Origin of the sequence: uncultured Streptococcus sp. (assembly GCF_963456385.1) — a bacterium.
In the GTDB taxonomy this organism is placed as follows: domain Bacteria; phylum Bacillota; class Bacilli; order Lactobacillales; family Streptococcaceae; genus Streptococcus.
Genome location: NZ_CAUOLF010000002.1, coordinates 115,035 through 136,550, shown reverse-complemented (window position 1 = coordinate 136,550; position 21,516 = coordinate 115,035). Strand labels below are relative to the sequence as shown.

Annotated in this window: 22 protein-coding genes; 19 read left to right on the top strand and 3 right to left on the bottom strand. The window is 42.7% G+C overall.

Annotated features, from left to right (window positions below; genetic code table 11):
* Positions 1-118: 118 nt before the first annotated feature.
* Genes RP262_RS01520 through RP262_RS01510 form a run of 3 tightly spaced genes read right to left on the bottom strand, consistent with a single transcriptional unit; the run spans position 119 to position 1,912 of the window.
* Positions 119-682 carry an ECF transporter S component gene (locus RP262_RS01520; protein WP_125378440.1) on the bottom strand — a complete coding sequence of 188 codons (564 nt, stop codon included), beginning with the start codon at positions 680-682 and terminating at the stop codon, positions 119-121.
* Positions 666-1,217: a phosphopantothenoylcysteine decarboxylase gene (gene coaC, locus RP262_RS01515; RefSeq protein ID WP_311154073.1), complete on the bottom strand. Its 552-nt coding sequence runs from the start codon at positions 1,215-1,217 to the stop codon at positions 666-668. Before coaC ends, RP262_RS01520 begins: the two co-directional genes overlap by 17 nt.
* 11 nt (positions 1,218-1,228) lie before the next feature.
* On the bottom strand, positions 1,229-1,912 hold the full coding sequence (locus tag RP262_RS01510; RefSeq protein WP_311154072.1) for a phosphopantothenate--cysteine ligase: 684 nt from the start codon (positions 1,910-1,912) through the stop codon (positions 1,229-1,231).
* A gap of 213 nt (positions 1,913-2,125) precedes the next feature.
* Between RP262_RS01510 and RP262_RS01505 the strand changes: the two genes are divergently transcribed.
* The 19 genes from RP262_RS01505 to RP262_RS01415 all read left to right on the top strand — a co-directional run bounded on the left by RP262_RS01505 (position 2,126) and on the right by RP262_RS01415 (position 21,444).
* On the top strand, positions 2,126-3,796 hold the full coding sequence (locus tag RP262_RS01505; RefSeq protein ID WP_311154071.1) for a formate--tetrahydrofolate ligase: 1,671 nt from the start codon (positions 2,126-2,128) through the stop codon (positions 3,794-3,796).
* A gap of 76 nt (positions 3,797-3,872) precedes the next feature.
* Entirely contained in the window at positions 3,873-4,406 is a 534-nt protein-coding gene (locus RP262_RS01500; protein WP_311154070.1) for an N-acetyltransferase family protein, read from the top strand.
* Positions 4,403-5,014, top strand: coding sequence for a DUF5052 family protein (locus tag RP262_RS01495; RefSeq protein ID WP_311154069.1), 612 nt, complete (start codon positions 4,403-4,405; stop codon positions 5,012-5,014). The genes RP262_RS01500 and RP262_RS01495 overlap by 4 nt, the downstream gene beginning before the upstream one ends.
* Positions 5,015-5,017: 3 nt before the next feature.
* Positions 5,018-5,671 carry a DNA alkylation repair protein gene (locus tag RP262_RS01490; protein ID WP_311154068.1) on the top strand — a complete coding sequence of 218 codons (654 nt, stop codon included), beginning with the start codon at positions 5,018-5,020 and terminating at the stop codon, positions 5,669-5,671.
* Positions 5,672-6,215: 544 nt separating this feature from the next.
* On the top strand, positions 6,216-7,292 hold the full coding sequence (locus RP262_RS01485) for an aspartate-semialdehyde dehydrogenase (RefSeq protein ID WP_311154067.1): 1,077 nt from the start codon (positions 6,216-6,218) through the stop codon (positions 7,290-7,292).
* 82 nt (positions 7,293-7,374) lie between these two features.
* Positions 7,375-8,310, top strand: a complete 936-nt coding sequence (dapA, locus tag RP262_RS01480) for a 4-hydroxy-tetrahydrodipicolinate synthase (RefSeq protein WP_311154066.1) — start codon at positions 7,375-7,377, stop codon at positions 8,308-8,310.
* 242 nt (positions 8,311-8,552) lie between these two features.
* Entirely contained in the window at positions 8,553-8,891 is a 339-nt protein-coding gene (locus tag RP262_RS01475) for an ATP cone domain-containing protein (RefSeq protein ID WP_002895476.1), read from the top strand.
* A 141-nt stretch (positions 8,892-9,032) separates the two neighbouring features.
* The gene (gene ylqF, locus RP262_RS01470; protein WP_311154065.1) at positions 9,033-9,884 is read left to right on the top strand and encodes a ribosome biogenesis GTPase YlqF; all 852 of its coding nucleotides are present in this window, start codon (positions 9,033-9,035) and stop codon (positions 9,882-9,884) included.
* The gene (locus RP262_RS01465; RefSeq protein WP_311154064.1) at positions 9,871-10,635 is read left to right on the top strand and encodes a ribonuclease HII; all 765 of its coding nucleotides are present in this window, start codon (positions 9,871-9,873) and stop codon (positions 10,633-10,635) included. Before ylqF ends, RP262_RS01465 begins: the two co-directional genes overlap by 14 nt.
* 19 nt (positions 10,636-10,654) lie before the next feature.
* The gene (locus RP262_RS01460; RefSeq protein ID WP_311154063.1) at positions 10,655-11,218 is read left to right on the top strand and encodes a sugar O-acetyltransferase; all 564 of its coding nucleotides are present in this window, start codon (positions 10,655-10,657) and stop codon (positions 11,216-11,218) included.
* Positions 11,219-11,348: 130 nt separating this feature from the next.
* On the top strand, positions 11,349-12,191 hold the full coding sequence (gene dprA / locus RP262_RS01455) for a DNA-processing protein DprA (RefSeq protein WP_311154062.1): 843 nt from the start codon (positions 11,349-11,351) through the stop codon (positions 12,189-12,191).
* An 84-nt stretch (positions 12,192-12,275) separates the two neighbouring features.
* Positions 12,276-14,369 (top strand): type I DNA topoisomerase, encoded by a 2,094-nt coding sequence (gene topA, locus RP262_RS01450; protein ID WP_311154061.1) that lies wholly within the window; start codon positions 12,276-12,278, stop codon positions 14,367-14,369.
* Positions 14,370-14,427: 58 nt separating this feature from the next.
* Entirely contained in the window at positions 14,428-14,922 is a 495-nt protein-coding gene (locus RP262_RS01445) for a phosphoribosylanthranilate isomerase (protein ID WP_311154060.1), read from the top strand.
* 93 nt (positions 14,923-15,015) lie between these two features.
* Positions 15,016-16,350 (top strand): methylenetetrahydrofolate--tRNA-(uracil(54)-C(5))-methyltransferase (FADH(2)-oxidizing) TrmFO, encoded by a 1,335-nt coding sequence (trmFO, locus tag RP262_RS01440; RefSeq protein WP_311154059.1) that lies wholly within the window; start codon positions 15,016-15,018, stop codon positions 16,348-16,350.
* Between the two features lie 115 nt (positions 16,351-16,465).
* Positions 16,466-17,290, top strand: a complete 825-nt coding sequence (locus tag RP262_RS01435; protein WP_311154058.1) for an alpha/beta hydrolase — start codon at positions 16,466-16,468, stop codon at positions 17,288-17,290.
* A gap of 32 nt (positions 17,291-17,322) precedes the next feature.
* Positions 17,323-18,063: an esterase family protein gene (locus RP262_RS01430; RefSeq protein WP_002915194.1), complete on the top strand. Its 741-nt coding sequence runs from the start codon at positions 17,323-17,325 to the stop codon at positions 18,061-18,063.
* Positions 18,064-18,075: 12 nt separating this feature from the next.
* On the top strand, positions 18,076-19,242 hold the full coding sequence (locus RP262_RS01425) for an ATP-grasp domain-containing protein (protein WP_311154057.1): 1,167 nt from the start codon (positions 18,076-18,078) through the stop codon (positions 19,240-19,242).
* Between the two features lie 222 nt (positions 19,243-19,464).
* A complete protein-coding gene (locus RP262_RS01420) occupies positions 19,465-20,433 on the top strand; it encodes a thiamine pyrophosphate-dependent dehydrogenase E1 component subunit alpha (RefSeq protein WP_311154056.1) in 969 nt (322 codons plus the stop codon).
* Positions 20,434-20,451: 18 nt separating this feature from the next.
* Positions 20,452-21,444: an alpha-ketoacid dehydrogenase subunit beta gene (locus tag RP262_RS01415; RefSeq protein WP_002900354.1), complete on the top strand. Its 993-nt coding sequence runs from the start codon at positions 20,452-20,454 to the stop codon at positions 21,442-21,444.
* Positions 21,445-21,516: the final 72 nt, after the last annotated feature.

Sequence of the window (21,516 nt, the reverse complement as noted above, 5' to 3'; positions counted from 1 at the left end):
CTAGAAAACGATGAAATACTTTTCAAGACATTGTTTCAAGGATTTCAGAATGGTATTTCAGAATTGCGAGATTAAAAAAAGACCAAAGCATTGCTTGGTCCAGAAAACTAACTTATCATCATTTTTTGGCTTTTTCAAGTGCAGGAATGATAGTTGCTGTCAAAATCGCAGAAATGATTAACTCGGCAATGGAATTTGCTGATAGAATCACAGCCAGAAGTGCTTTGATATCTCCTTGATATACATTTGCAAAGAGAAAGAAGATACCGCCCAAGACGAAGATGGTATTGGTGGCAGAACCGACGGAACCTGCTACAATCAAGCCGACCTTATTTTTCATTGCTTTATATACGAAATAAGGAGTGATACCGATGAGAATGCGAGGCACCATGGCAACAAGAAGCGAAGAAAGGCTTCCATTTGGCACAAAAGGGCTAAAGAGATAACTGGTTGGTAGCAGCACTAAGGTATTGGTAATAACGCTGATACACCCCATAAGGCCGCCTAGGACAGCTCCGACTTTAGGACCATAGAGGATACTGGCGATAATCACTGGGATGTGAATAATCGTAGGTTTAATCGGTACTGGCAGGAGGTTGAAAATGACTGAGCTGAGCAGGTGAAGTACCAGCATAATGGCAAAGAAAATAGCAATTTGAGCAATTTTAGATTGTTTTTTCATAAATAAGTTCCTTTACTGTATCAATAATTGTATCAATTTCAGCTAGAGCACCTGTCCCCTGATCGCCACAGGCTAGAACAGCTTCGCGCGGTTGGATAATCATCCATCCAAAACGCTGTAGACGCTCCAAATTGTGCTGAGTTAGTGGATTTTCAAACATCTTAGTGTTCATAGCTGGAGCCAAAACTCTCTTCGTATGAGGCGGCAGAGCCAGAGCAGTAGCTGTAACCATATTATCAGCTAAACCGTTGGCTAGTTTAGCGATGGTATTGGCTGTTGCTGGCGCTAGCAAAAAGAGGTCAGACTCTTTAGCGATGTCAATGTGATTGACCTTGCTAGAATCAGGTTCTTGCATAATATCAATTGCGACTGGTCTTTGCGACAAAACTTGCAGAGTCAGTGGTGTGATAAATTCTGTCGCTGCCTCTGTCATGAGGACAGCAACTTCAAAGTTCTCTTTCTTTAGACGGCTAGTGATGTCAGCAGCCTTGTAAGCTGATATGCTGCCACTGACGGCTAAGGTAATCTGTGTCATCATTTACCTCCTTATGGACTATGGATATGCAGGTAGAGGAGCTGAGCAATTTCTTCTTTGGATTGAGCTCGGGTTACAGTATCATTTCCGACAAGATAGGCTTTGTGCTCCTTATTAGAAATCTCTGTCAAATCATTGGCGACAATGATTTCTGCCTGATTTTTTATGAGACTGGCTCGTGCGGTCTCGAGTAACTCTTCCTTAGAAACGTCAACTAGAAGTTTGAAGCCAATCAAACGAATGTTTGGATTCCATTTTTTTACCAAGCTGATGATTTTTGGTGTCTGTTTGAGAAAAAGAACTTGAACATCATCCTGAGAAGAAATCTTGCTTTCTGAGTTAGTCTTATTCAGAAATTCAGTTATATCAGAGCTAGCAGCCACAGCTTCCAAACCAGTCATGTAGACGGGTGTGTAGTCTGAGACAGCCATTGCATGAATCAATGCATCATGTGTGTGAACGAGCGGCTCCAAGTTTTCAAGCAGTTCTGCAACATTTTCAATCTGGATAATGGTAAGATTGGGGTGAGCAGCAGGGAGAACAGCCGTGGGAGTCGTCACCAGAGTCACCTGATCGCCCTTGTCTAGGAAAGTTTCAGTTATGATTTTGCCAAGCCAGCCTGTCGAATGATTGGTAATAGAGCGGACACGGTCGATTTTCTCGCTGGTCCCGCCAGAAGTAATCAATATGTTCATAGCCTTATTTTACAAGAAAAAAGAAATTTAGTAAAATAATTCTAATTACAGAGTGTCACAGCGGAGAAGTGACTCTAAAATCTTATAGTTTAGAGGACAAAAATTTCCAAGTTCTTCGTTTTTCCCGAACATTAAAATGTTTTTAGAGCTTAATCATGTTGATTTTGCTCTTTTTTGTTATAATCTTTATATTAATTGATAGAGGAGTTCTTGATGAAAACAGATATTGAAATTGCTCAAAGTGTTGAATTGCAGTCTATTGTGGATGTGGTGAAAAAAGTCGGCATCGACTATGACGACTTAGAACTATATGGTAAGTACAAGGCCAAGCTCAGTTTTGATAAGATTCGTGAGGTTGAAAAAAATCCTGTTGGCAAGCTGATTTTGGTAACGGCGATTAATCCGACACCTGCTGGGGAAGGTAAGTCTACCATTACCATTGGACTAGCTGACGCTCTCAACAAAATTGGCAAGAAAACCATGATTGCTATCCGCGAACCGTCTCTGGGGCCAGTGATGGGGATTAAAGGAGGAGCAGCTGGTGGTGGTCACGCGCAGGTCCTACCGATGGAAGATATTAACTTGCATTTTACTGGTGATATGCATGCCATCACGACAGCCAATAATGCCCTGTCAGCTCTTATCGATAATCATCTTCATCAGGGAAATGCACTGGGAATCGATCAACGCCGTATTATCTGGAAGCGGGTGGTTGACCTAAATGACCGAGCTCTTCGCCATGTGACCGTTGGCTTAGGAAGTCCAGTTAATGGTATTCCGCGAGAAGATGGTTTTGACATTACGGTTGCATCTGAAATTATGGCGATTCTTTGCCTAGCTACGGATATTGAAGATTTGAAAAAGCGCTTGGCTAACATTGTCATCGGTTATCGCTATGACCGCTCACCAGTCTATGTTCGTGACCTTGAGGTAGAAGGAGCCTTGGCTTTAGTCTTGAAAGATGCGATTAAGCCAAATCTAGTTCAGACTATTTACGGGACACCAGCCTTTGTTCATGGCGGTCCTTTTGCCAATATCGCCCACGGATGTAATTCTGTCTTAGCGACTAGCACAGCGCTGCGCTTGGCTGATTATACGGTGACTGAAGCAGGGTTTGGTGCGGACCTTGGTGCTGAGAAATTCTTAGATATTAAAACTCCAAACTTACCGACTTCTCCAGATGCAGTCGTAATCGTTGCAACCTTGCGCGCCCTCAAGATGAATGGTGGAGTAGCTAAGGATGCACTTACAGAAGAGAATATTGAGGCGGTACGAGCTGGCTTTGCCAATCTCAAACGTCACGTTGAAAATATCCGCAAGTTCGGTATCCCAGTAGTAGTGGCCATCAATGAATTTGTATCTGACACGGAAGCTGAAATTGCTGCTCTTAAGGAACTTTGTGCAGAAATTAAGGTACCCGTTGAGCTTGCTAGTGTATGGGCTGATGGCGCTCAAGGTGGTGTAGCTCTAGCTGAAACTGTTGTCAAAACTATTGACGAAAAACCAGCGCATTACACTCGCCTCTATGACAATGACCTCTCTATTGAAGAAAAAATAGAGAAAATTGTCACAGAAATCTATCGTGGTTCAAAGGTGAACTTTGAGAAAAAAGCGCAGACTCAGATTAGCGAAATTGTCAAAAACGGTTGGGACAAGCTGCCAATCTGCATGGCCAAAACACAGTATAGTTTTTCAGACAATCCTGCTGCTCTGGGTGCGCCAGAAAACTTTGAAATCACCATTCGTGAATTGGTTCCAAAACTTGGAGCAGGCTTTATTGTGGCTTTGACAGGAGATGTCATGACCATGCCAGGATTGCCAAAACGTCCTGCAGCACTCAATATGGATGTGGCGACAGATGGCACAGCGATTGGTCTATTTTGATCTTGGTTTAAAAGGCTCTTTACGAGCCTTTTTTGGTATAATAGTGGAAATACTGAGAATAGACTACGGAGTCAACATGAACATTAGATTAGCAAACCCATCAGACGCTGCGAGCTTGCTTGCTATTTATGCGCCTTATGTAGAGAATACAGCCATCACTTTTGAATATGAAGTACCGACTATTGAGGATTTTGCAAATAGGATTGAGAAAACATTGGAAAATTATCCTTATCTGGTAGCGGAGGAAGATGGTTTAATTTTAGGCTATGCCTATGCTTCGACTTATTATGCGCGTGCAGCCTATGATTGGGCGGTGGAATTATCCGTCTATGTCAGTCAAGATGCTAGAGGAAAAGGAGTCGGCAGTAAGCTTTACGATGCTTTGGAAGAAATGTTAGAGCAGATGGGTTATATCCATTTTCTAGCCTGTATTTCTTTGCCAAACGAGGCTAGTCTGGCTTTGCATAGAAAAAGAGGCTATCAGCAGGTGGCGCATTTCCCTAAAATTGGCTATAAATTCAACCGTTGGCATGACATTGTTTGGCTGCAGAAATCCTTGGACAAGGTGGCTGAACCCATCAAACTTTTAAAAGAAATGGAGTGGAAATGATGAAAAAGAAACATTTATTAATAACTCTTCTAAGCGTTACCCTTTTGACTTTGAGCGGCTGTCAGGCCGTTGAAAATTGGTTTAAAAATGCTAAGGAGGAATGGATTGGTTTAGAGATGACAGTTCGAACCTATGATGAAAATTCTCAGCTCATTGACCAGATGTCGGGCAAGTCCTTATCCATCTCGCGTAACGAGGAGTTTGACTCAGTTGATGTGGAAGGAATTTCCAAGGAAGATTCATCTGTGCTCAAAATCACCTTGGGTAAGTATGAGATTGACCATGTGGGCTCTTCCTTGATTGCAGAAGAAAAGGGCTTGAAAGATGTCTTTACCCATTATCAGAAGACTGCAGATGTTGAGGAAAAAAGCCATTCAGTTCCCGTTTTAAATCGCATGATTTCAGCCTTTAAAAACGACTTTACCGGAAAGAAAAAGGTCATTTTGATTCGCTCTCAAAACGGCACTCCGTTGGCTGCCTATGCTGGCGACCGTGTCTCTCTTGATAAGTCAGATGCTCCTAAAACTTCTGAATTGCTGATTGATGGCAAGCGTCTTGTGATTTATCGCTGTGACTACACTATTTATGACCGTGAATTGCTGGAGTAAGCTATGAATGTAGAGGAATTGGTAAAAGAGTTAAAGACTGTAGCTAACCCTGATAATGCAGTGGCTATGAAAGCCTATATGAAAAATAAATTTGAGTTTCTAGGAGTCAAGACTCCGGCTAGACGGAAACTCGCAAAGGCTTTTTTCAAACAGCAGACTGACTCTGTTATTGACTGGGATTTTATAAATGAATCTTGGAGTAATCCCTATCGAGAATTACAGTATGCTGTGCTAGATTATCTGGAAAGTCGCAAGAAACTATTGATTCCATCTGACTTGCCACGTTTGAAAAAGTTGGCCCAAACAAAATCTTGGTGGGATACCATTGACTTTTTGGACCGCTTGGTAGGATCCATCATTGCCAGATTTCCAGAAACCAAAGAGATTATTTTAGCTTGGAGTCGTGATGAGGATATCTGGCTGCGGCGCTTGGCAATTGATCATCAGCTATTGCGGAAAGAGGAAACAGACACGGAGCTCTTGGAGAAGATTTTAGTGAATAATCTAGGCCAAACAGAATTCTTTATTAACAAGGCCATCGGCTGGGCGCTGAGAGATTATTCCAAAACCAATCCAGATTGGGTCAGGGATTTTATCGAGCGGCATCAGGCAGAAATGGCTGCACTTAGTATTCGAGAGGGAAGTAAGTATTTATAAAAATTCTAATAATCTGTCTGTCTTGACATTTTTTGTGTGATAGCTTATGATAGATAAGTGCGATGAGTCGATATGCAGTTTTTCTGCAAATTGAAGCATGGGAGGTCATAAACGCAGGAGCGGACCTTGATCAGTTGTGTGAACCTGCTGATCACACGAAAGTGCCCTTATCCCCAGTCTACGGATTGGGGATTTTCTATTGCTCTTGACGAAACGAGTCCGCAGGAGGAAATTGAGTCATAGAGCAGTGGATGCAGTTTTGTTCGCGAGGACAAAATCTGTAAACCTTGAAAGCTTTCTTAGACAGGCAAGATCGTTAGTCGCAGCCGAGCTTAGAGACATTGATGCTGAGACAGACTGTGTCGTGAGTGCTATTGCTCTTGACTAAACGAGTCCGCAGGAAGAAGTTGATTGTAGAGCAGTGTGTAAATGCAGTTTATCTAAAATATCAAACATTTATTCTTTAGAACCATTTGCATTTTTCCCTAAAAATAGTATAATACTAACAATACAAAATTTTTTGAAAATTCAGAGAGGTTATCGCATGGGATATACAGTTGCTGTAGTAGGTGCCACAGGCGCCGTTGGATCTCAAATGATTAAAATGCTGGAAGAGTCTAGCCTTCCAATTGATAAAATACGCTATCTGGCGTCTGCTCGTTCAGCTGGTAAAGTTCTCCAGTTCAAGGGACAAGACATTACTATTGAAGAGACGACTGAGACGGCTTTTGAAGGTGTAGATATTGCTCTCTTTTCAGCTGGTGGTTCTACCTCAGCAAAATTCGCTCCTTACGCAGTCAAAGCTGGATCGGTAGTGGTCGATAATACCTCTTATTTCCGTCAAAATCCTGATGTTCCTTTGGTTGTTCCAGAAGTCAACGCCCATGCCTTAGATCAGCACAAGGGAATTATCGCTTGCCCTAACTGCTCGACAATTCAGATGATGGTGGCTTTAGAGCCTGTTCGTCAGCAATGGGGGCTGGAGCGCATCATTGTGTCTACCTATCAAGCTGTTTCTGGTGCAGGTATGGGTGCCATTCTTGAAACCCAAGCTCAATTGCGCTCTGTTCTCAATGATGGTGTAAATCCTAAGGACACGGAAGCCAATATCCTCCCATGTGGCGGTGATAAAAAACATTATCCTATTGCTTTTAATGCCTTACCTCAGATTGATGTCTTTACAGATAACGACTACACTTATGAAGAGATGAAGATGACCAAGGAAACTAAGAAAATCATGGAAGATGATTCTATTGCTGTTTCTGCGACTTGTGTCCGTCTTCCTATCTTGTCTGCTCACTCAGAGTCTGTCTACATCGAGACTAAGGAAGTTGCACCTATTGACCAGGTAAAAGCAGCAATCGTAGCTTTCCCAGGTGCAGTTCTGGAAGATGATGTAGCTCATCAGGTTTATCCGCAAGCAATCAATGCGGTTGGTAAGAAAGAAACCTTTGTTGGCCGGATTCGTAAAGATCTAGATGCGGAAAAGGGAATCCACATGTGGGTGGTTTCAGACAATCTTCTTAAGGGGGCGGCTTGGAATTCTGTTCAAATCGCAGAGACACTGCATGAGCGTGGTTTAGTTCGTCCGACAGCAGAAGTTGTTTTTGAATTAAAATAAAGTGACCAAGGAAACTTGACAGCACAGGGTTGAATAATCGTTCTTTCAACCCTCTTTTCGTATAATAAAGAGAGGTAAGTTTATGGCGTATGCGGATCTGAAAAACTGTAAAATCATCACAGCTTTTATTACTCCTTTTCATGAAGATGGTTCCATCAATTTTGAAGCTATTCCAGACTTGATTGAGCACCTTTTGGCTCATCATACGGATGGGATTTTACTTGCTGGAACAACTGCTGAAAGTCCAACTCTAACTCACGATGAAGAGTTGGAATTATTTGCGGCAGTTCAAAAAGTTGTCAAGGGGCGTGTTCCTTTGATAGCCGGTGTCGGTACCAATGAAACGCGCGACTCTATCGAATTCGTCAAAGAAGTAGATGCATTTGGTGGTTTTGCAGCTGGTTTGGCCATCGTACCCTATTACAACAAACCTTCTCAGGAAGGGATGTATCAGCACTTTAAAGCCATTGCGGATGCTTCAAACCTGCCCATCATTATCTACAATATACCTGGCCGGGTAGTAGTTGAGATGACACCTGAGACTATGCTGAGATTAGCAGAACATCCAAACATTATCGGCGTTAAAGAATGTACCAGTCTGGCGAATATGGCCTATCTGATTGAGCATCGTCCAGAGGAGTTTCTGATTTACACTGGTGAGGATGGCGATGCCTTTCATGCTATGAATCTGGGAGCTGATGGAGTTATTTCAGTTGCTTCTCACACAAATGGTGATGAAATGTTTGAAATGCTGGATGCTATTGAGCACAATGACATCAAAAAAGCAGCAGCTATCCAACGGAAATTCATCCCTAAAGTCAATGCTCTTTTCTCTTACCCAAGCCCTGCCCCTGTCAAGGCAGTCCTTAATTACTTAGGATTTGCAGCTGGTCCAACCCGCTTACCGCTTGTGCCTGCGCCTGAAGAAGATGCCAAACGTATTATCAAGGTCGTGGTTGATGGCGACTACCAAGCAACCAAAGAGACGGTTAAAGGTGTCCTGAGACCGGATTATTGATTGATAAGATTGAAAAAAATATTTCTAGAAAGGATTGCCCAGAGCGGTCCTTTTTTATATGGTCTTTTAAGGATAAAAAAATGGAAGCATCCTTTGAAAAATATTGGAAAAAATTATATAATGTAAAAGTATGGTCTAGCTTTGGAATTTCTTTTTGAGCAGACTATAGATAACTAGATTGGCAGCAGTCATGTTAGAGACATACATTAGATTAGAAATATATAATATAAAAGGAGTTTTTTATGCAAGTTATTAAACGGAGCGGTGAGGTTGTAGAATTTGACCCAGATAAAATTTATCAAGCAGTTTTAAAGGCGGCGCAGACTGTCTATGTGTTGACAGATGATTTGCGTCAGAATTTAGCGCAGGTTACAAAGAAAGTCGTTCTGGATTTGGAAGAAGCTAAGGTTGAACGTGCGACGATCAGCATGATTCAGTCCATGGTTGAAAGCCGCCTCTTGGGTGCAGGTTATATTACCATTGCAGAGCATTATATTTCCTATCGCCTGCAACGCGATTTAGAGCGCAATGGCTATGGAGATCATATAGCTGTGCATCTGCATTTTGAACAGGTAAGATAAAGTTAGAAAGCCCGCTGGGGCTTTTTTTGCTCTTGAGGTAGAGAGTATCACTTTAGAATTCACCCGCTTAAATCCTAGAAATATGTTAAAATAGTTAAAGATATAAAATTTTATCAATGATATTCGTTGAAAGGATAAATTATGGCAACGATTCAATGGTTTCCGGGGCATATGTCTAAGGCACGGAGACAGGTACAGGAAAATATTAAGTTTGTTGATTTTGTGACGATACTGGTTGATGCGCGACTTCCTTTATCCAGTCAGAATCCCATGCTGACTAAGATTGTGGGTTATAAACCCAAGCTTTTGATTTTAAACAAAGCTGATTTGGCAGACCCTGTTCGTATTAAGGAATGGCAGAGCTTTTTTGAAAGTCAAGGGATTCCGACTTTATCTATTAATTCCAAAGAGCAATCTGCTGTTAAAAAAGTAACAGATGCGGCTAAGAAACTTATGGCTGATAAATTAGCTCGTCAGAAAGAGAGAGGGATTCGCATCGAAACCCTGCGTACCATGATAATCGGTATTCCCAATGCCGGAAAATCAACCCTCATGAATCGCTTAGCTGGTAAGAAAATCGCTGTTGTAGGGAATAAGCCAGGTGTGACAAAAGGTCAGCAATGGCTCAAGTCAAATAAAGACTTGGAAATCTTAGATACACCAGGGATTCTCTGGCCTAAGTTTGAAGATGAGACGGTTGCTCTCAAGCTTGCCCTGACTGGAGCTATTAAGGATAATCTGCTACCGATGGATGAGGTGACGATTTTTGGCCTCGATTATTTCAAGGAGCATTATCCTGAGGAGCTGACAGCACGTTTCAAGCAGCTGGATCTAAATCAGGAAGCACCTGACATGATTATGGACATGACCAAAAAACTCGGCTTCCGCGATGACTATGATCGTTTTTACAGCCTATTTGTCAAAGATGTCCGCGATGGCAAGTTAGGTCGTTATTGTCTGGATATGGTTGGTGAACTAGATGGCAACGATTAAAGAAATCCAGCAACGTTTAGAGTTGGTGACAGATTTGGTTGACCCTTTTCTTGCTGAAGCAGCGAATGATTCGCGCAGTGGAGTTCAAAAGGCGATTGAAAAGCGCAAAAGAGCCATTCAAGCAGAGTTAGATGAGGACTTGCGTCTGGAGCAGATGCTACGGTATGAAAAAGAGCTTTATCAAGCAGGCTATCAGGCAATCGCTGGGATTGATGAGGTTGGTCGTGGTCCTCTAGCTGGACCAGTTGTCGCTGCAGCTGTTATCTTACCTCCAGGATGTAAGATTAAGGGGCTCAACGACAGTAAAAAGATTCCCAAGAAAAAGCACCAAGAAATCTATCAAGCAGTCATGGATAAAGCTTTGGCAGTCGGTATTGGCCTGATGGACAACGAGATTATTGACCAAGTCAATATCTACGAAGCGACCAATCTTGCTATGAAAGAAGCTTTGTCTAAGTTGAGTCTCAAGCCAGACTATTTACTAATTGATGCCATGAAACTGGATGTTGAGATTCCGCAAGAGTCCATCATCAAAGGTGATGCTAACTCTCTGTCTATCGCAGCGGCCAGTATCGTAGCTAAGGTTGCTCGGGATAAGCTGATGACAGACTATGATAAGGAATTTCCTGGCTATGATTTTGCGCAAAATGCCGGTTATGGGACTAAAAGTCATTTGCAAGGATTGGAACGAAACGGCGTAACTCCTATTCATCGCAAGACATTTGAACCCGTAAAATCAATGTGTGAATAAACATGAAAAGGAGGATGCCATGCGAAGCGAATACGAAAAAATGATTGCTGGAGAGATTTACCGACCACAAGATGAAGATTTAAGAAAAATTAGAGCCCGATCCAAAGAATTTCAATATCGTTTTAACCAAGAGCAAGACAGCGACAAGAGAAGTACTATTATCAAAGAATGGTTTGGCAGCACAGGGGAGAATCTTGCTATGAAGCCAGATTTGGTTTGCGACTACGGAATTAACATTCATTTAGGAGAAAATTTTTGTTCTAACTGGAACCTGACTATGCTGGACGTTTGCCCGATTCGCATCGGAGACAATGCTATGCTAGGTCCTAATTGCCAGTTTCTGACACCTCTTCATCCGCTTGATCCAGTGGAAAGAAATTCCGGTATTGAGTACGGAGCACCAATCACTATTGGAGATAATTTCTGGGCTGGCGGAGGTGTGACTATTCTGCCAGGCGTGACACTAGGAGATAATGTGGTAGTCGGAGCAGGTGCGGTTGTGACCAAGTCTTTTGGCGACAATATAGTCTTGGCTGGTAATCCTGCTAAGATTATTAAGGAAATCCCTGTTCATAAAGAATAAAAGATGGGTTAAAGGCAATAGGCAAGAAAACCAGCTATTGACAACATCAAATTAAAAAAATTGTAAAGAAGGAACTGTACTGCAGTCCTTTTTTTGAACTTTTTTACGAATAAGAAAGTGAGGTGAAAAAATGAATAATTTTGAGATTTATAAAATGAAAAAAGCTGGCTTGACCAATCATCAGGTTTTAAATGTTTTGAGATATGCCGAGAGCAGAGATGGCAAGCTTTCTCTGCGAGATAAGGCTGTCGTATCTGAGTGCCGCAATCCCGCTCTCTTTATAGAGAAATACAAGAGGCTTGATTTACCGGCTTTGAAGGAAGAATTTGAACTTTTCCCTTCCTTTTCTATCTTGGATGATATTTACCCTTGGGATTTATGCGAGATTTACGATGCTCCGACTTTGTTATTTTATCAGGGAAATCTAAATCTACTAGAATTGCCCAAGGCTGCGGTGGTTGGCAGTCGAGACAGCAGTAAGCAAGGAAATGCCTCTGTACAAAAGATTGTCAAGGAGCTAAATAATGAATTGGTTATCGTCAGTGGCCTGGCTCGTGGAATAGATACGGCGGCTCATATGGCTGCCCTGCAAAACGGAGGTAAGACCATTGCTGTCATTGGGACGGGATTAGATGTCTTTTATCCCAAGGCCAACAAAAAATTACAAGCTTACATTGGCAAAAATCATTTATTACTGACAGAGTATGGTCCAGGTGAACAGCCCTTGAAATTTCATTTTCCAGAGCGGAATCGTATCATCGCTGGTCTCTGTCGAGGCGTCATCGTGGCAGAAGCTAAGATGCGCTCAGGCAGTCTGATTACCTGTGAGCGAGCGATGGAAGAAGGGCGGGATGTCTTTGCCATTCCAGGGTCTATTTTAGACGGAAAATCTGACGGTTGCCATCATTTGATCCAAGAGGGCGCAAAGTGCATCACATCAGGCTCTGACGTCCTTTCTGAGTTTGACTTTTAAAACAAGTTTTCCTATAAGAAAAGTTAGCAGTTGACATCTATCAAAAAATAGTTTAAACTCTATGAGATTTATTTCTTATAGAAGGTGTCTAAATTGGTAACAAAAACAAAGAAAAAGTCTACGACCAAGAAAAATCTTGTAATCGTAGAGTCGCCTGCTAAGGCAAAAACAATAGAAAAATATCTGGGACGAAACTACAAGGTTCTAGCCAGTGTCGGGCATATTCGTGATCTGAAAAAGTCTACTATGTCCATTGATTTTGAGAACAACTATGAGCCGCAATACATCAATATTCGTGGTAAAGGTCCCTTGATTAATGACTTGAAAAAAGAAGCTAAGAAAGCTAAACAAGTCTTTCTGGCAAGTGACCCGGACCGCGAAGGAGAAGCTATTTCTTGGCATCTGGCCCATATTCTTAATCTGGATGAGAAAGAGAAAAACCGTGTCGTCTTCAATGAAATCACCAAAGATGCGGTCAAGAATGCTTTTAAAGAGCCTCGCCAGATTGATATGGATTTGGTTGATGCACAGCAGGCTCGCCGAGTTCTGGACCGCTTGGTTGGTTATTCCATTTCTCCTATTCTTTGGAAGAAAGTCAAAAAGGGCCTGTCAGCTGGTCGAGTGCAGTCTGTCGCGCTCAAGCTGATTATCGACCGGGAAAATGAAATCAATGCCTTCAAACCAGAAGAATACTGGACAATTGACGGAACCTTCAAGAAAGGAACCCGTCAGTTCCAGGCCAGCTTTTACGGCATGAATGGTAAAAAGATGAAGCTGACCAACAACGATGAGGTCAAAGAAATCCTGTCTCACCTCAAGGGTGATGACTTTACAGTCGACAGTGTCGAAAAGAAAGAGCGTCGACGCAATGCTCCGCTGCCCTACACGACTTCCTCTATGCAGCAGGATGCTGCTAATAAGATTAATTTCCGGACTCGTAAGACCATGATGGTGGCTCAGCAGCTCTATGAGGGGATTAATATTGGTTCTGGTGTACAAGGTCTGATTACGTATATGCGTACCGACTCGACTCGTATCAGCCCAGTAGCGCAGAATGAAGCAGCAAACTTTATCACGGATAAATTTGGCGCCAAATATTCCAAACATGGCAGCAAGGCCAAGAACGCTTCTGGCGCTCAAGATGCCCACGAAGCCATTCGTCCTTCCAGCGTTTTCAATACTCCAGAAAGCATCGCAAAGTATCTGGATAAGGATCAGCTTAAGCTCTATACGCTGATTTGGAACCGTTTTGTAGCCAGTCAAATGACAGCAGCAGTCTTTGATACTATGAATGTTAAGCTGGGGCAAAATGGTGTCCAATTTGCTGCCAACGGCAGTCAGGTCAAGTTTGATGGCTATCTGGCTATTTACAACGACTCTGACAAGAATAAAATGCTGCCGGATATGGAAAAGGGTGATAAAGTCAAGCGTGTCAATACCAATCCAGAACAGCACTTTACCCAGCCACCTGCACGTTATTCTGAAGCGACTCTCATCAAGACTTTAGAAGAAAATGGTGTTGGTCGTCCGTCTACCTATGCACCGACCATTGAAACTATTCAGAAACGCTATTACGTTAAGCTGGTTTCCAAGCGCTTTGAGCCGACGGAACTAGGGGAGATTGTCAATTCTCTGATTGTCGAATTCTTCCCAGGCATCGTAAATGTGAAATTTACAGCCGAAATGGAAGCAAAGCTGGACGATGTAGAAGTTGGCAAAGAGCAGTGGCAGAGAGTCATCGATGAGTTTTACCAGCCTTTTGAAAAGGAAGTAGCTAAAGCCGAGACTGAAATGGAGAAAATCCAAATCAAGGATGAGCCAGCCGGTTTTGACTGTGAGGTCTGTGGTAGTCCGATGGTCATCAAGTTGGGTAGATTTGGCAAGTTCTACGCCTGCAGCAATTTCCCAGACTGCCGTCACACTCAGGCTATTGTCAAGGAAATCGGTGTGACCTGCCCGCAGTGTCAGAAAGGTCAAGTTATCGAGCGTAAGACTAAGCGAAATCGCATTTTCTACGGCTGTGATCGTTATCCTGACTGTGATTTCACATCTTGGGACAAGCCGGTTGGCCGGAACTGTCCAAAATGTGACCATTATCTGATTGAAAAGAAAGTTCGTGGTGGCGGCAAGCAAGTGGTCTGCAGCAATGGCGATTACGAAGAAGAAAAAGTGAAATAGTTATTTTTACATAATTTATATTACGTTAAATATTTTTCTGAAGAAGAGGTGCAGTTTTATGACAGATAAATTTGCAGAATTTCTAAAAATCGCGTCTCAACTGAACAAGATGGGAATTGTTCCACTGCTGATGGGCTCCTTGGGGCTGGAGCAGGTTACTGGTCAGGACTGGCAGGCGCGGGATATTGATATTCATGTTCATGGTGATGAACGTGGCTGGGAAGCACCAGATGAAGAACGTATTTATGATATGGACAAGATTGAGCCTATGATGGAGCGCTTGGGCTATCGCTTAGTCGATCTGCATGAGCATGAATTTCAAAAAGAAGGCTTATCTATTGAATTTGGAGCCATGGAAACCTTGGAGGCATTCGCTGGTGTGCCGCTAGAGAAGTTGACTCGAAAAGAAGTTGAAGATATTGAGTTTCTACTGCCGAATGCAGAGCAATTCTTAGCTATCTACCGTGCCTCTTCCCAAGATTCTTACCGAAATGAAAATAACAATCATAAGGATTTTGCTAAGATTGCTTACTTGGAGAAAATGACAAAATGATAGACATTCAGGAATTCTCCTGTCTGTCTTTTTTACTATCTTTTTGTTATAATGGTCAGAGTGAAAATCTAGAAATATCCAAGGGAGAGTATCATGTCATCATCCTATATCAATGTTATCGGTGCTGGTCTGGCTGGCAGTGAAGCAGCTTACCAGATTGCCAAGCGTGGCATCCCAGTCAAACTCTATGAAATGCGGGGTGTTAAGTCAACGCCTCAACACAAAACTACAGACTTTGCAGAACTGGTCTGCTCTAACTCTCTGCGAGGAGATGCACTGACCAATGCAGTCGGTCTGCTAAAGGAAGAAATGCGACGGTTGGACTCAGTCATTTTAAAGTCAGCAGAAGCGACTCGGGTGCCAGCAGGCGGTGCTCTAGCGGTTGATAGAGAAGGCTTTTCGCAGATGGTGACGGAACTAGTGACCAATCATCCATTGATTGAGGTCATTCGTGAAGAAATCACAGAAATTCCGGAGGATGCCATCACAATTATTGCGACAGGACCCTTGACCAGCGATACTTTGGCAGAAAAAATCCACGCGCTCAATGGAGGCGACGGTTTTTATTTCTACGACGCAGCAGCGCCAATCATTGACGTCAATACTATTGATATGACCAAGGTCTATCTCAAATCCCGCTATGATAAGGGCGAAGCTGCCTATCTCAACGCGCCAATGACTAAGCAAGAATTTATGGATTTCCATGATACTTTGGTCAATGCTGAGGAAGCACCGCTCAATTCCTTTGAGAAGGAAAAATACTTTGAAGGCTGCATGCCTATTGAAGTCATGGCTAAGCGAGGGATTAAAACCATGCTTTATGGACCGATGAAGCCGGTTGGTTTAGAATATCCCGATGACTACCAAGGACCTCGAGATGGTGAATATAAGACGCCATACGCTGTAGTGCAGCTTCGTCAGGACAATGCAGCAGGCAGTCTTTACAACATTGTCGGCTTCCAGACTCATCTCAAATGGGGCGAGCAAAAGCGGGTCTTTCAGATGATTCCTGGTCTTGAGAATGCAGAATTTGTCCGCTATGGTGTTATGCATCGAAATTCCTATATGGACTCTCCAAATCTGCTGGAACAGACTTTCCGCTCTAAGAAACAGCCAAATCTTTTCTTTGCAGGTCAAATGACTGGAGTTGAAGGCTATGTCGAGTCAGCGGCTTCTGGTCTAGTTGCTGGTATCAATGCCGCTCGACTCTTCAAAGGAGAAGAAGCACTTGTTTTTCCAGAAACAACAGCTATCGGCAGCCTGCCGCATTATGTTACCCATGCTGACAGCAAGCATTTCCAACCTATGAATGTCAATTTTGGCATTATCAAAGAGCTGGACGGCCCTCGGATTCGTGACAAGAAAGGGCGTTATGAGAAGATTGCTGAACGCGCCTTGCAGGATTTACAGCCTTATTTGGATAAATAATCTATTTTCTATCATTATCTAATAAAAATCATCAAAAAGTTAGGAAATCCCTAACTTTTTTGCTTAATTTGTGATATAATAAATAAAAATTTTGAAAATAGAAAGTTTTCTGAAAATGAATAAATCCTATTTTTATCTTGAAATGAAAACACATGAATTAGTCGTTCCTTATACTAAGCAAAAACGCCGTGTCCGCGTATTGCTTCCAAAGAACTATAGCCAGGATACAAATAAGACCTATCCGGTCGTTTATTTTCATGACGGACAAAATGTTCTTTATAGCAAAGAGTCTTTCAGCGGCCATTCGTGGAAGGTGATTCCGACAATCAAACGCAATCCTGATATTGAAAAAATGATTGTCGTGGCTATTGATAACGATGGTCAACGGCGGATGAATGAATACGCAGCTTGGAAGTTCCAAGAGTCCAATATTCCCGGCATTCAGTTTGGCGGCAAGGGAACGGAGTATGCGGAGTTTGTCATGGAAGTCGTCAAGCCTTTTATTGACCAGCATTATCGGACCAAGTCTGATCGGTTGCATACGGCTATGATCGGCTCTTCTCTTGGGGGAAATATCAGCCAGTTTATCGGTGTTGAATACCAAGATCAGATTGGCTGTCTGGGCATCTTTTCGTCTGCAAATTGGCTGCATCAGGAAGCCTTTGACCGTTATATTGAGAGAAAAAAACTTCAGGTAGACCAGCGAGTTTTCATTTATGTTGGGACGGAAGAGGCTGATGATACAGATAAGACATTGATGGCGGGCAATATCAAGCAGGCCTATATTGATTCATCGCTCAGCTATTTCCGGCAGTTACTTGTATCTGGGGTAGATTTGTCCAATATTCAGATTAAGATCCAGTCTGGAGCTATTCACAACGAGGTCGCTTGGGCGGAGCACTTGCCGGACTGTTTCCGTTTTATCAGCGAAAAATGGTAATCTAGTTAATCTGTTAGAAAGAGGTAGAAACTATGCATGTAGAATTTTTAAGTCATTGGAGCGGTAATCTAGGCCGTGAAATGTATGTCAATCGCTATGGCCACGCTGGGCTCCCGATTATAGTCTTTGCATCATCAGGCGGCAGCCATAATGAGTATGCTGACTTTGGTATGATTGAGGCCTGCGCAGGTTTTATTGAGGCTGGTAAGGTCCAGTTTTTCACTCTCAGCAGTGTTGATAGTGAGAGCTGGTTGGCGGACTGGAAGCATCCTCACGACCGAGCAGAAATGCATCGTGCATATGAGCGTTATGTCATCGAAGAGGCGATTCCTTTTGTCAAGCATAAGACAGGATGGTTTGACCCTATGATGACGACAGGCTGCTCCATGGGAGCTTATCATGCTGTTAATTTCTTCCTGCAGCATCCAGATGTTTTCAATAAAGTGATTGCCCTCAGTGGTGTCTATGATGCACGTTTCTTTGTTGGTGACAATTTGAATGACGAAGTCATTTATCAAAACTCTCCAGCAGACTATATCTGGAATCAAAATGATGGCTGGTTTATTGACCGCTATCGACAGGCCGATATTATCGTTTGTACTGGCTTGGGTGACTGGGAGCAGGATGGCCTGCCTTCCTTCTACACGCTGAAAGAAGCTTTTGAGCATAAGAATATTCCAGCTTGGTTTGCCGAATGGGGTCATGATGTTTCCCATGACTGGATTTGGTGGCGTAAGCAAATGCCTTATTTCCTTAATGAACTCAATCTTTAAAGGAGGTTTCCTATGAATTATATTGTTATTTCTCCCTACTATCCGCAAAATTTTCAGCAGTTTACTGTAGAACTGGCTAACAAAGGAATCACTGTTCTGGGAATTGGTCAGGAGCCTTATGACCAACTAGACCAGCCTTTGAAGGATTCATTGACTGAATATTTCAGAGTAGAAAATCTTGAAAATCTTGACGAAGTTAAAAGAGCGGTGGCCTTTCTTTTCTACAAGCATGGGCCTATCGATCGGATTGAGTCTCATAACGAATACTGGCTTGAACTGGACGCTGAGTTGCGTGAGCAATTCAATGTTTTTGGAGCAAAACCAAAAGATTTGAAAAAGACCAAGTTCAAATCAGAGATGAAGAAACTCTTTAAAAAAGCAGGTGTTCCAGTCGTACCTGGTCAGATTGTCAATACAGAAGCTGGAGCTGATTTGGCTGTCAAGAAACTTGGCCTGCCTTTGATTGCTAAGCCTGATAATGGAGTGGGAGCAGCTGCGACCTTTAAATTGGAAACAGCAGATGATGTCGAACGATTCAAGCAAGAATGGGATCATCAGACCGCTTATTTCTTTGAAAAGTTTGTCCAGTCTGGCGAAATCTGTACTTTTGATGGTTTGGTAGATAAGGACGGTCAGATCGTCTTTGCAACCACCTTTGACTATGCGCATACACCGCTGGATTTGATGATCTATAAGATGGATAATTCTTACTACGTCCTCAAGGATATGGATCCAAAACTGCGCGCTTATGGAGAAGCGATTGTTAAAATTTTCGGCATGAAAGAACGTTTTTTCCATATTGAGTTCTTCCGCGAGGGTGATGATTATGTAGCCATTGAGTACAATAACCGTCCAGCAGGTGGCTTTACCATTGATGTCTATAATTTCGCTCACTCAATCGATCTTTACAGAGGCTATGCAGCGATTGTAGCAGGAGAGCCTTTCCCAGCTGCTCACATGGAGCCCTTGTTCTGTCTGGCAACCTCACGCCGTGCATCAACAAACTATGCTTACCCTGAAGCTGACTTGCTGGAGAAATATAGAGATAACTTCAAGGTTAAAAAAGACATGCCAGCTGCATTTGCGGAGCTGCAAGGTGACTACCTTTATATGCTGACAACACCAAGCCGCGAGCAGATGGAGCAGATGATTGCAGATTTTGCTAAACAGGCAGATTAATCAGAAGCATGCTCTGCTATTATTTTCGTATAACAGTTTCAAAATAGTAAAAACTACTCTAGCACAAAAAGTTTGTGAAATTTCTATTTTGAGCTCTGGAACCAGTTTATCCAATGGATTGACTGGTTTTTCTTTGTGAAATATAAGTGAGCAAAAGTTTTGACAGTGCTTACAGCTTTAGATAGAATTAAATAGAAGAATTATGCTTAGAAAGGCAAAAAAATGGCAACTTTAGATAAAAATCTTTTGTTAGAGATGTTCCGTAAGATGGAAGAAATCCGTCGTATGGACTTAAAAATTGCTCAACTTGTAAAAAAAGGAAAGGTTCCTGGAATGACTCACTTCTCAGTGGGTGAGGAAGCAGCCAATGTCGGTGCTATGCTGGCCTTAAATGAGGATGATTTACTGACTTCTAATCACCGGGGACACGGTCAAGCTATCGCCAAAGGAATCAACCTCAACGAAATGATGGCGGAAATCCTAGGGAAATACACCGGGACCTGTAAAGGAAAAGGCGGCTCTATGCACATTGCTGACCTAGATGCCGGAAACCTTGGTGCTAATGGTATCGTAGGTGGCGGCATGGGAATTGCTGTCGGAGCAGCTCTGACCCAGCAAATGCAGAAGACAGGCAAGATTGTTGTCTGCTTCTTTGGTGACGGTGCTACCAACGAAGGTGTCTTCCACGAAGCAGTCAACATGGCTTCTATCTGGAATCTGCCCGTTATTTTCTATTGTATCAATAATGGCTATGGTATTTCTGCCGACATCAAGAAAATGACCAATGTAGAGCACATCCACGAGCGCAGTGCAGCTTATGGTATTCCAGGTATGTTCATCGAAGATGGCAATAATGTTCTGGATGTCTATGAAGGTTTCCAAAAGGCTGTGGAGCATGTTCGCAGTGGTAAAGGACCTGTCTTAATTGAGAGCGTGACCTATCGTTGGTTGGGACATTCATCTTCTGACCCAGGTAAATACCGTACTCGTGAAGAAGTGGAAGAATGGAAGAAAAAAGATCCAATTGAAAATCTTCGTAAGTACTTGCTGGAAAACAAGATTGCAAGCGAGGAAGAGCTGGAAGTTATCCAAGCTGGAGTCAAAGAAACAGTAGAAGCATCTGTGAAGTTCGCAGAAGAGAGCCCATTTCCGCCGCTTGAATCTGCCTTTGAAGATATTTACGCAGACTAAAGAGAGGAGAAAAAGAAAATGGAAACTAAAACTATGTCTTTCCGTGACACCATTATCCTCGCTATGTCTGAGGAAATGCGTCGTGATGAAAATGTACTCTTGATGGGAGAAGATGTCGGAGTCTTTGGTGGAGATTTCGGAACATCTGTTGGTATGCTGGAAGAGTTCGGGCCAGAGCGTGTACGTGACTGTCCGATTTCTGAAGCAGCTATTTCTGGTGCAGCAGCTGGAGCAGCTATGACAGGGCTGCGTCCAATCGTAGACATGACCTTTATGGACTTCTCTGTAATCGCCATGGATGCTATTGTTAACCAAGCCGCTAAAACGCGCTATATGTTTGGTGGAAAAGGACAAGTCCCAATGACTGTCCGCTGTGCAGCAGGCAATGGAGTTGGTTCTGCCGCTCAGCACTCGCAGTCTTTGGAATCTTGGTTTACCCACATTCCAGGGCTTAAGGTAGTCGCTCCAGGAACTCCGGCAGATATGAAGGGCCTTCTTAAAGCATCTATCCGAGACAACAACCCGGTCATTATCCTAGAATACAAGTCTGAATTTAACCAAAAAGGCGAGGTGCCACTAGATCCTGAGTATGTAATCCCACTCGGTGTAGGTGAAATCAAAAAAGAAGGTACCGATGTAACAGTTGTTACTTACGGAAAAATGCTTCGCCGTGTCATGCAGGCAGCGGAAGAATTGGCAGAAGAAGGCATCTCTGTAGAAGTGGTCGACCCACGTACATTGGTGCCGCTTGATAAGGATATTATCATCAATTCTGTTAAGAAGACTGGTAAGGTCGTTTTGGTTAATGATGCCCACAAAACTAGCGGTTTCATTGGTGAAATTTCGGCGATTATTTCTGAGTCTGAAGCATTTGACTATCTAGATGCTCCAATCCGCCGTTGTGCAGGTGAAGATGTGCCAATGCCTTATGCGCAAAACTTGGAAAACGCGATGATTCCGACCGTTGAAAGCATCAAAGACGCTATTCGGAAGACATATCATAAAGAATAAGGTATAATAAAGAAAAGGCTTTCTTATGAATTAGATTACATAAATTATTTTATGTAATCTAATCTTGTGTAG

What these genes read in the sequence shown, in the direction of transcription:
- RP262_RS01520 (WP_125378440.1), bottom strand. Translation starts at nt 682, where the DNA reads ATGAAAAAACAATCTAAAATTGCTCAAATTGCTATTTTCTTTGCCATT.
- coaC (WP_311154073.1), bottom strand. Translation starts at nt 1,217, where the DNA reads ATGACACAGATTACCTTAGCCGTCAGTGGCAGCATATCAGCTTACAAG.
- RP262_RS01510 (WP_311154072.1), bottom strand. Translation starts at nt 1,912, where the DNA reads ATGAACATATTGATTACTTCTGGCGGGACCAGCGAGAAAATCGACCGT.
- RP262_RS01505 (WP_311154071.1), top strand. Translation starts at nt 2,126, where the DNA reads ATGAAAACAGATATTGAAATTGCTCAAAGTGTTGAATTGCAGTCTATT.
- RP262_RS01500 (WP_311154070.1), top strand. Translation starts at nt 3,873, where the DNA reads ATGAACATTAGATTAGCAAACCCATCAGACGCTGCGAGCTTGCTTGCT.
- RP262_RS01495 (WP_311154069.1), top strand. Translation starts at nt 4,403, where the DNA reads ATGATGAAAAAGAAACATTTATTAATAACTCTTCTAAGCGTTACCCTT.
- RP262_RS01490 (WP_311154068.1), top strand. Translation starts at nt 5,018, where the DNA reads ATGAATGTAGAGGAATTGGTAAAAGAGTTAAAGACTGTAGCTAACCCT.
- RP262_RS01485 (WP_311154067.1), top strand. Translation starts at nt 6,216, where the DNA reads ATGGGATATACAGTTGCTGTAGTAGGTGCCACAGGCGCCGTTGGATCT.
- dapA (WP_311154066.1), top strand. Translation starts at nt 7,375, where the DNA reads ATGGCGTATGCGGATCTGAAAAACTGTAAAATCATCACAGCTTTTATT.
- RP262_RS01475 (WP_002895476.1), top strand. Translation starts at nt 8,553, where the DNA reads ATGCAAGTTATTAAACGGAGCGGTGAGGTTGTAGAATTTGACCCAGAT.
- ylqF (WP_311154065.1), top strand. Translation starts at nt 9,033, where the DNA reads ATGGCAACGATTCAATGGTTTCCGGGGCATATGTCTAAGGCACGGAGA.
- RP262_RS01465 (WP_311154064.1), top strand. Translation starts at nt 9,871, where the DNA reads ATGGCAACGATTAAAGAAATCCAGCAACGTTTAGAGTTGGTGACAGAT.
- RP262_RS01460 (WP_311154063.1), top strand. Translation starts at nt 10,655, where the DNA reads ATGCGAAGCGAATACGAAAAAATGATTGCTGGAGAGATTTACCGACCA.
- dprA (WP_311154062.1), top strand. Translation starts at nt 11,349, where the DNA reads ATGAATAATTTTGAGATTTATAAAATGAAAAAAGCTGGCTTGACCAAT.
- RP262_RS01445 (WP_311154060.1), top strand. Translation starts at nt 14,428, where the DNA reads ATGACAGATAAATTTGCAGAATTTCTAAAAATCGCGTCTCAACTGAAC.
- trmFO (WP_311154059.1), top strand. Translation starts at nt 15,016, where the DNA reads ATGTCATCATCCTATATCAATGTTATCGGTGCTGGTCTGGCTGGCAGT.
- RP262_RS01435 (WP_311154058.1), top strand. Translation starts at nt 16,466, where the DNA reads ATGAATAAATCCTATTTTTATCTTGAAATGAAAACACATGAATTAGTC.
- RP262_RS01430 (WP_002915194.1), top strand. Translation starts at nt 17,323, where the DNA reads ATGCATGTAGAATTTTTAAGTCATTGGAGCGGTAATCTAGGCCGTGAA.
- RP262_RS01425 (WP_311154057.1), top strand. Translation starts at nt 18,076, where the DNA reads ATGAATTATATTGTTATTTCTCCCTACTATCCGCAAAATTTTCAGCAG.
- RP262_RS01420 (WP_311154056.1), top strand. Translation starts at nt 19,465, where the DNA reads ATGGCAACTTTAGATAAAAATCTTTTGTTAGAGATGTTCCGTAAGATG.
- RP262_RS01415 (WP_002900354.1), top strand. Translation starts at nt 20,452, where the DNA reads ATGGAAACTAAAACTATGTCTTTCCGTGACACCATTATCCTCGCTATG.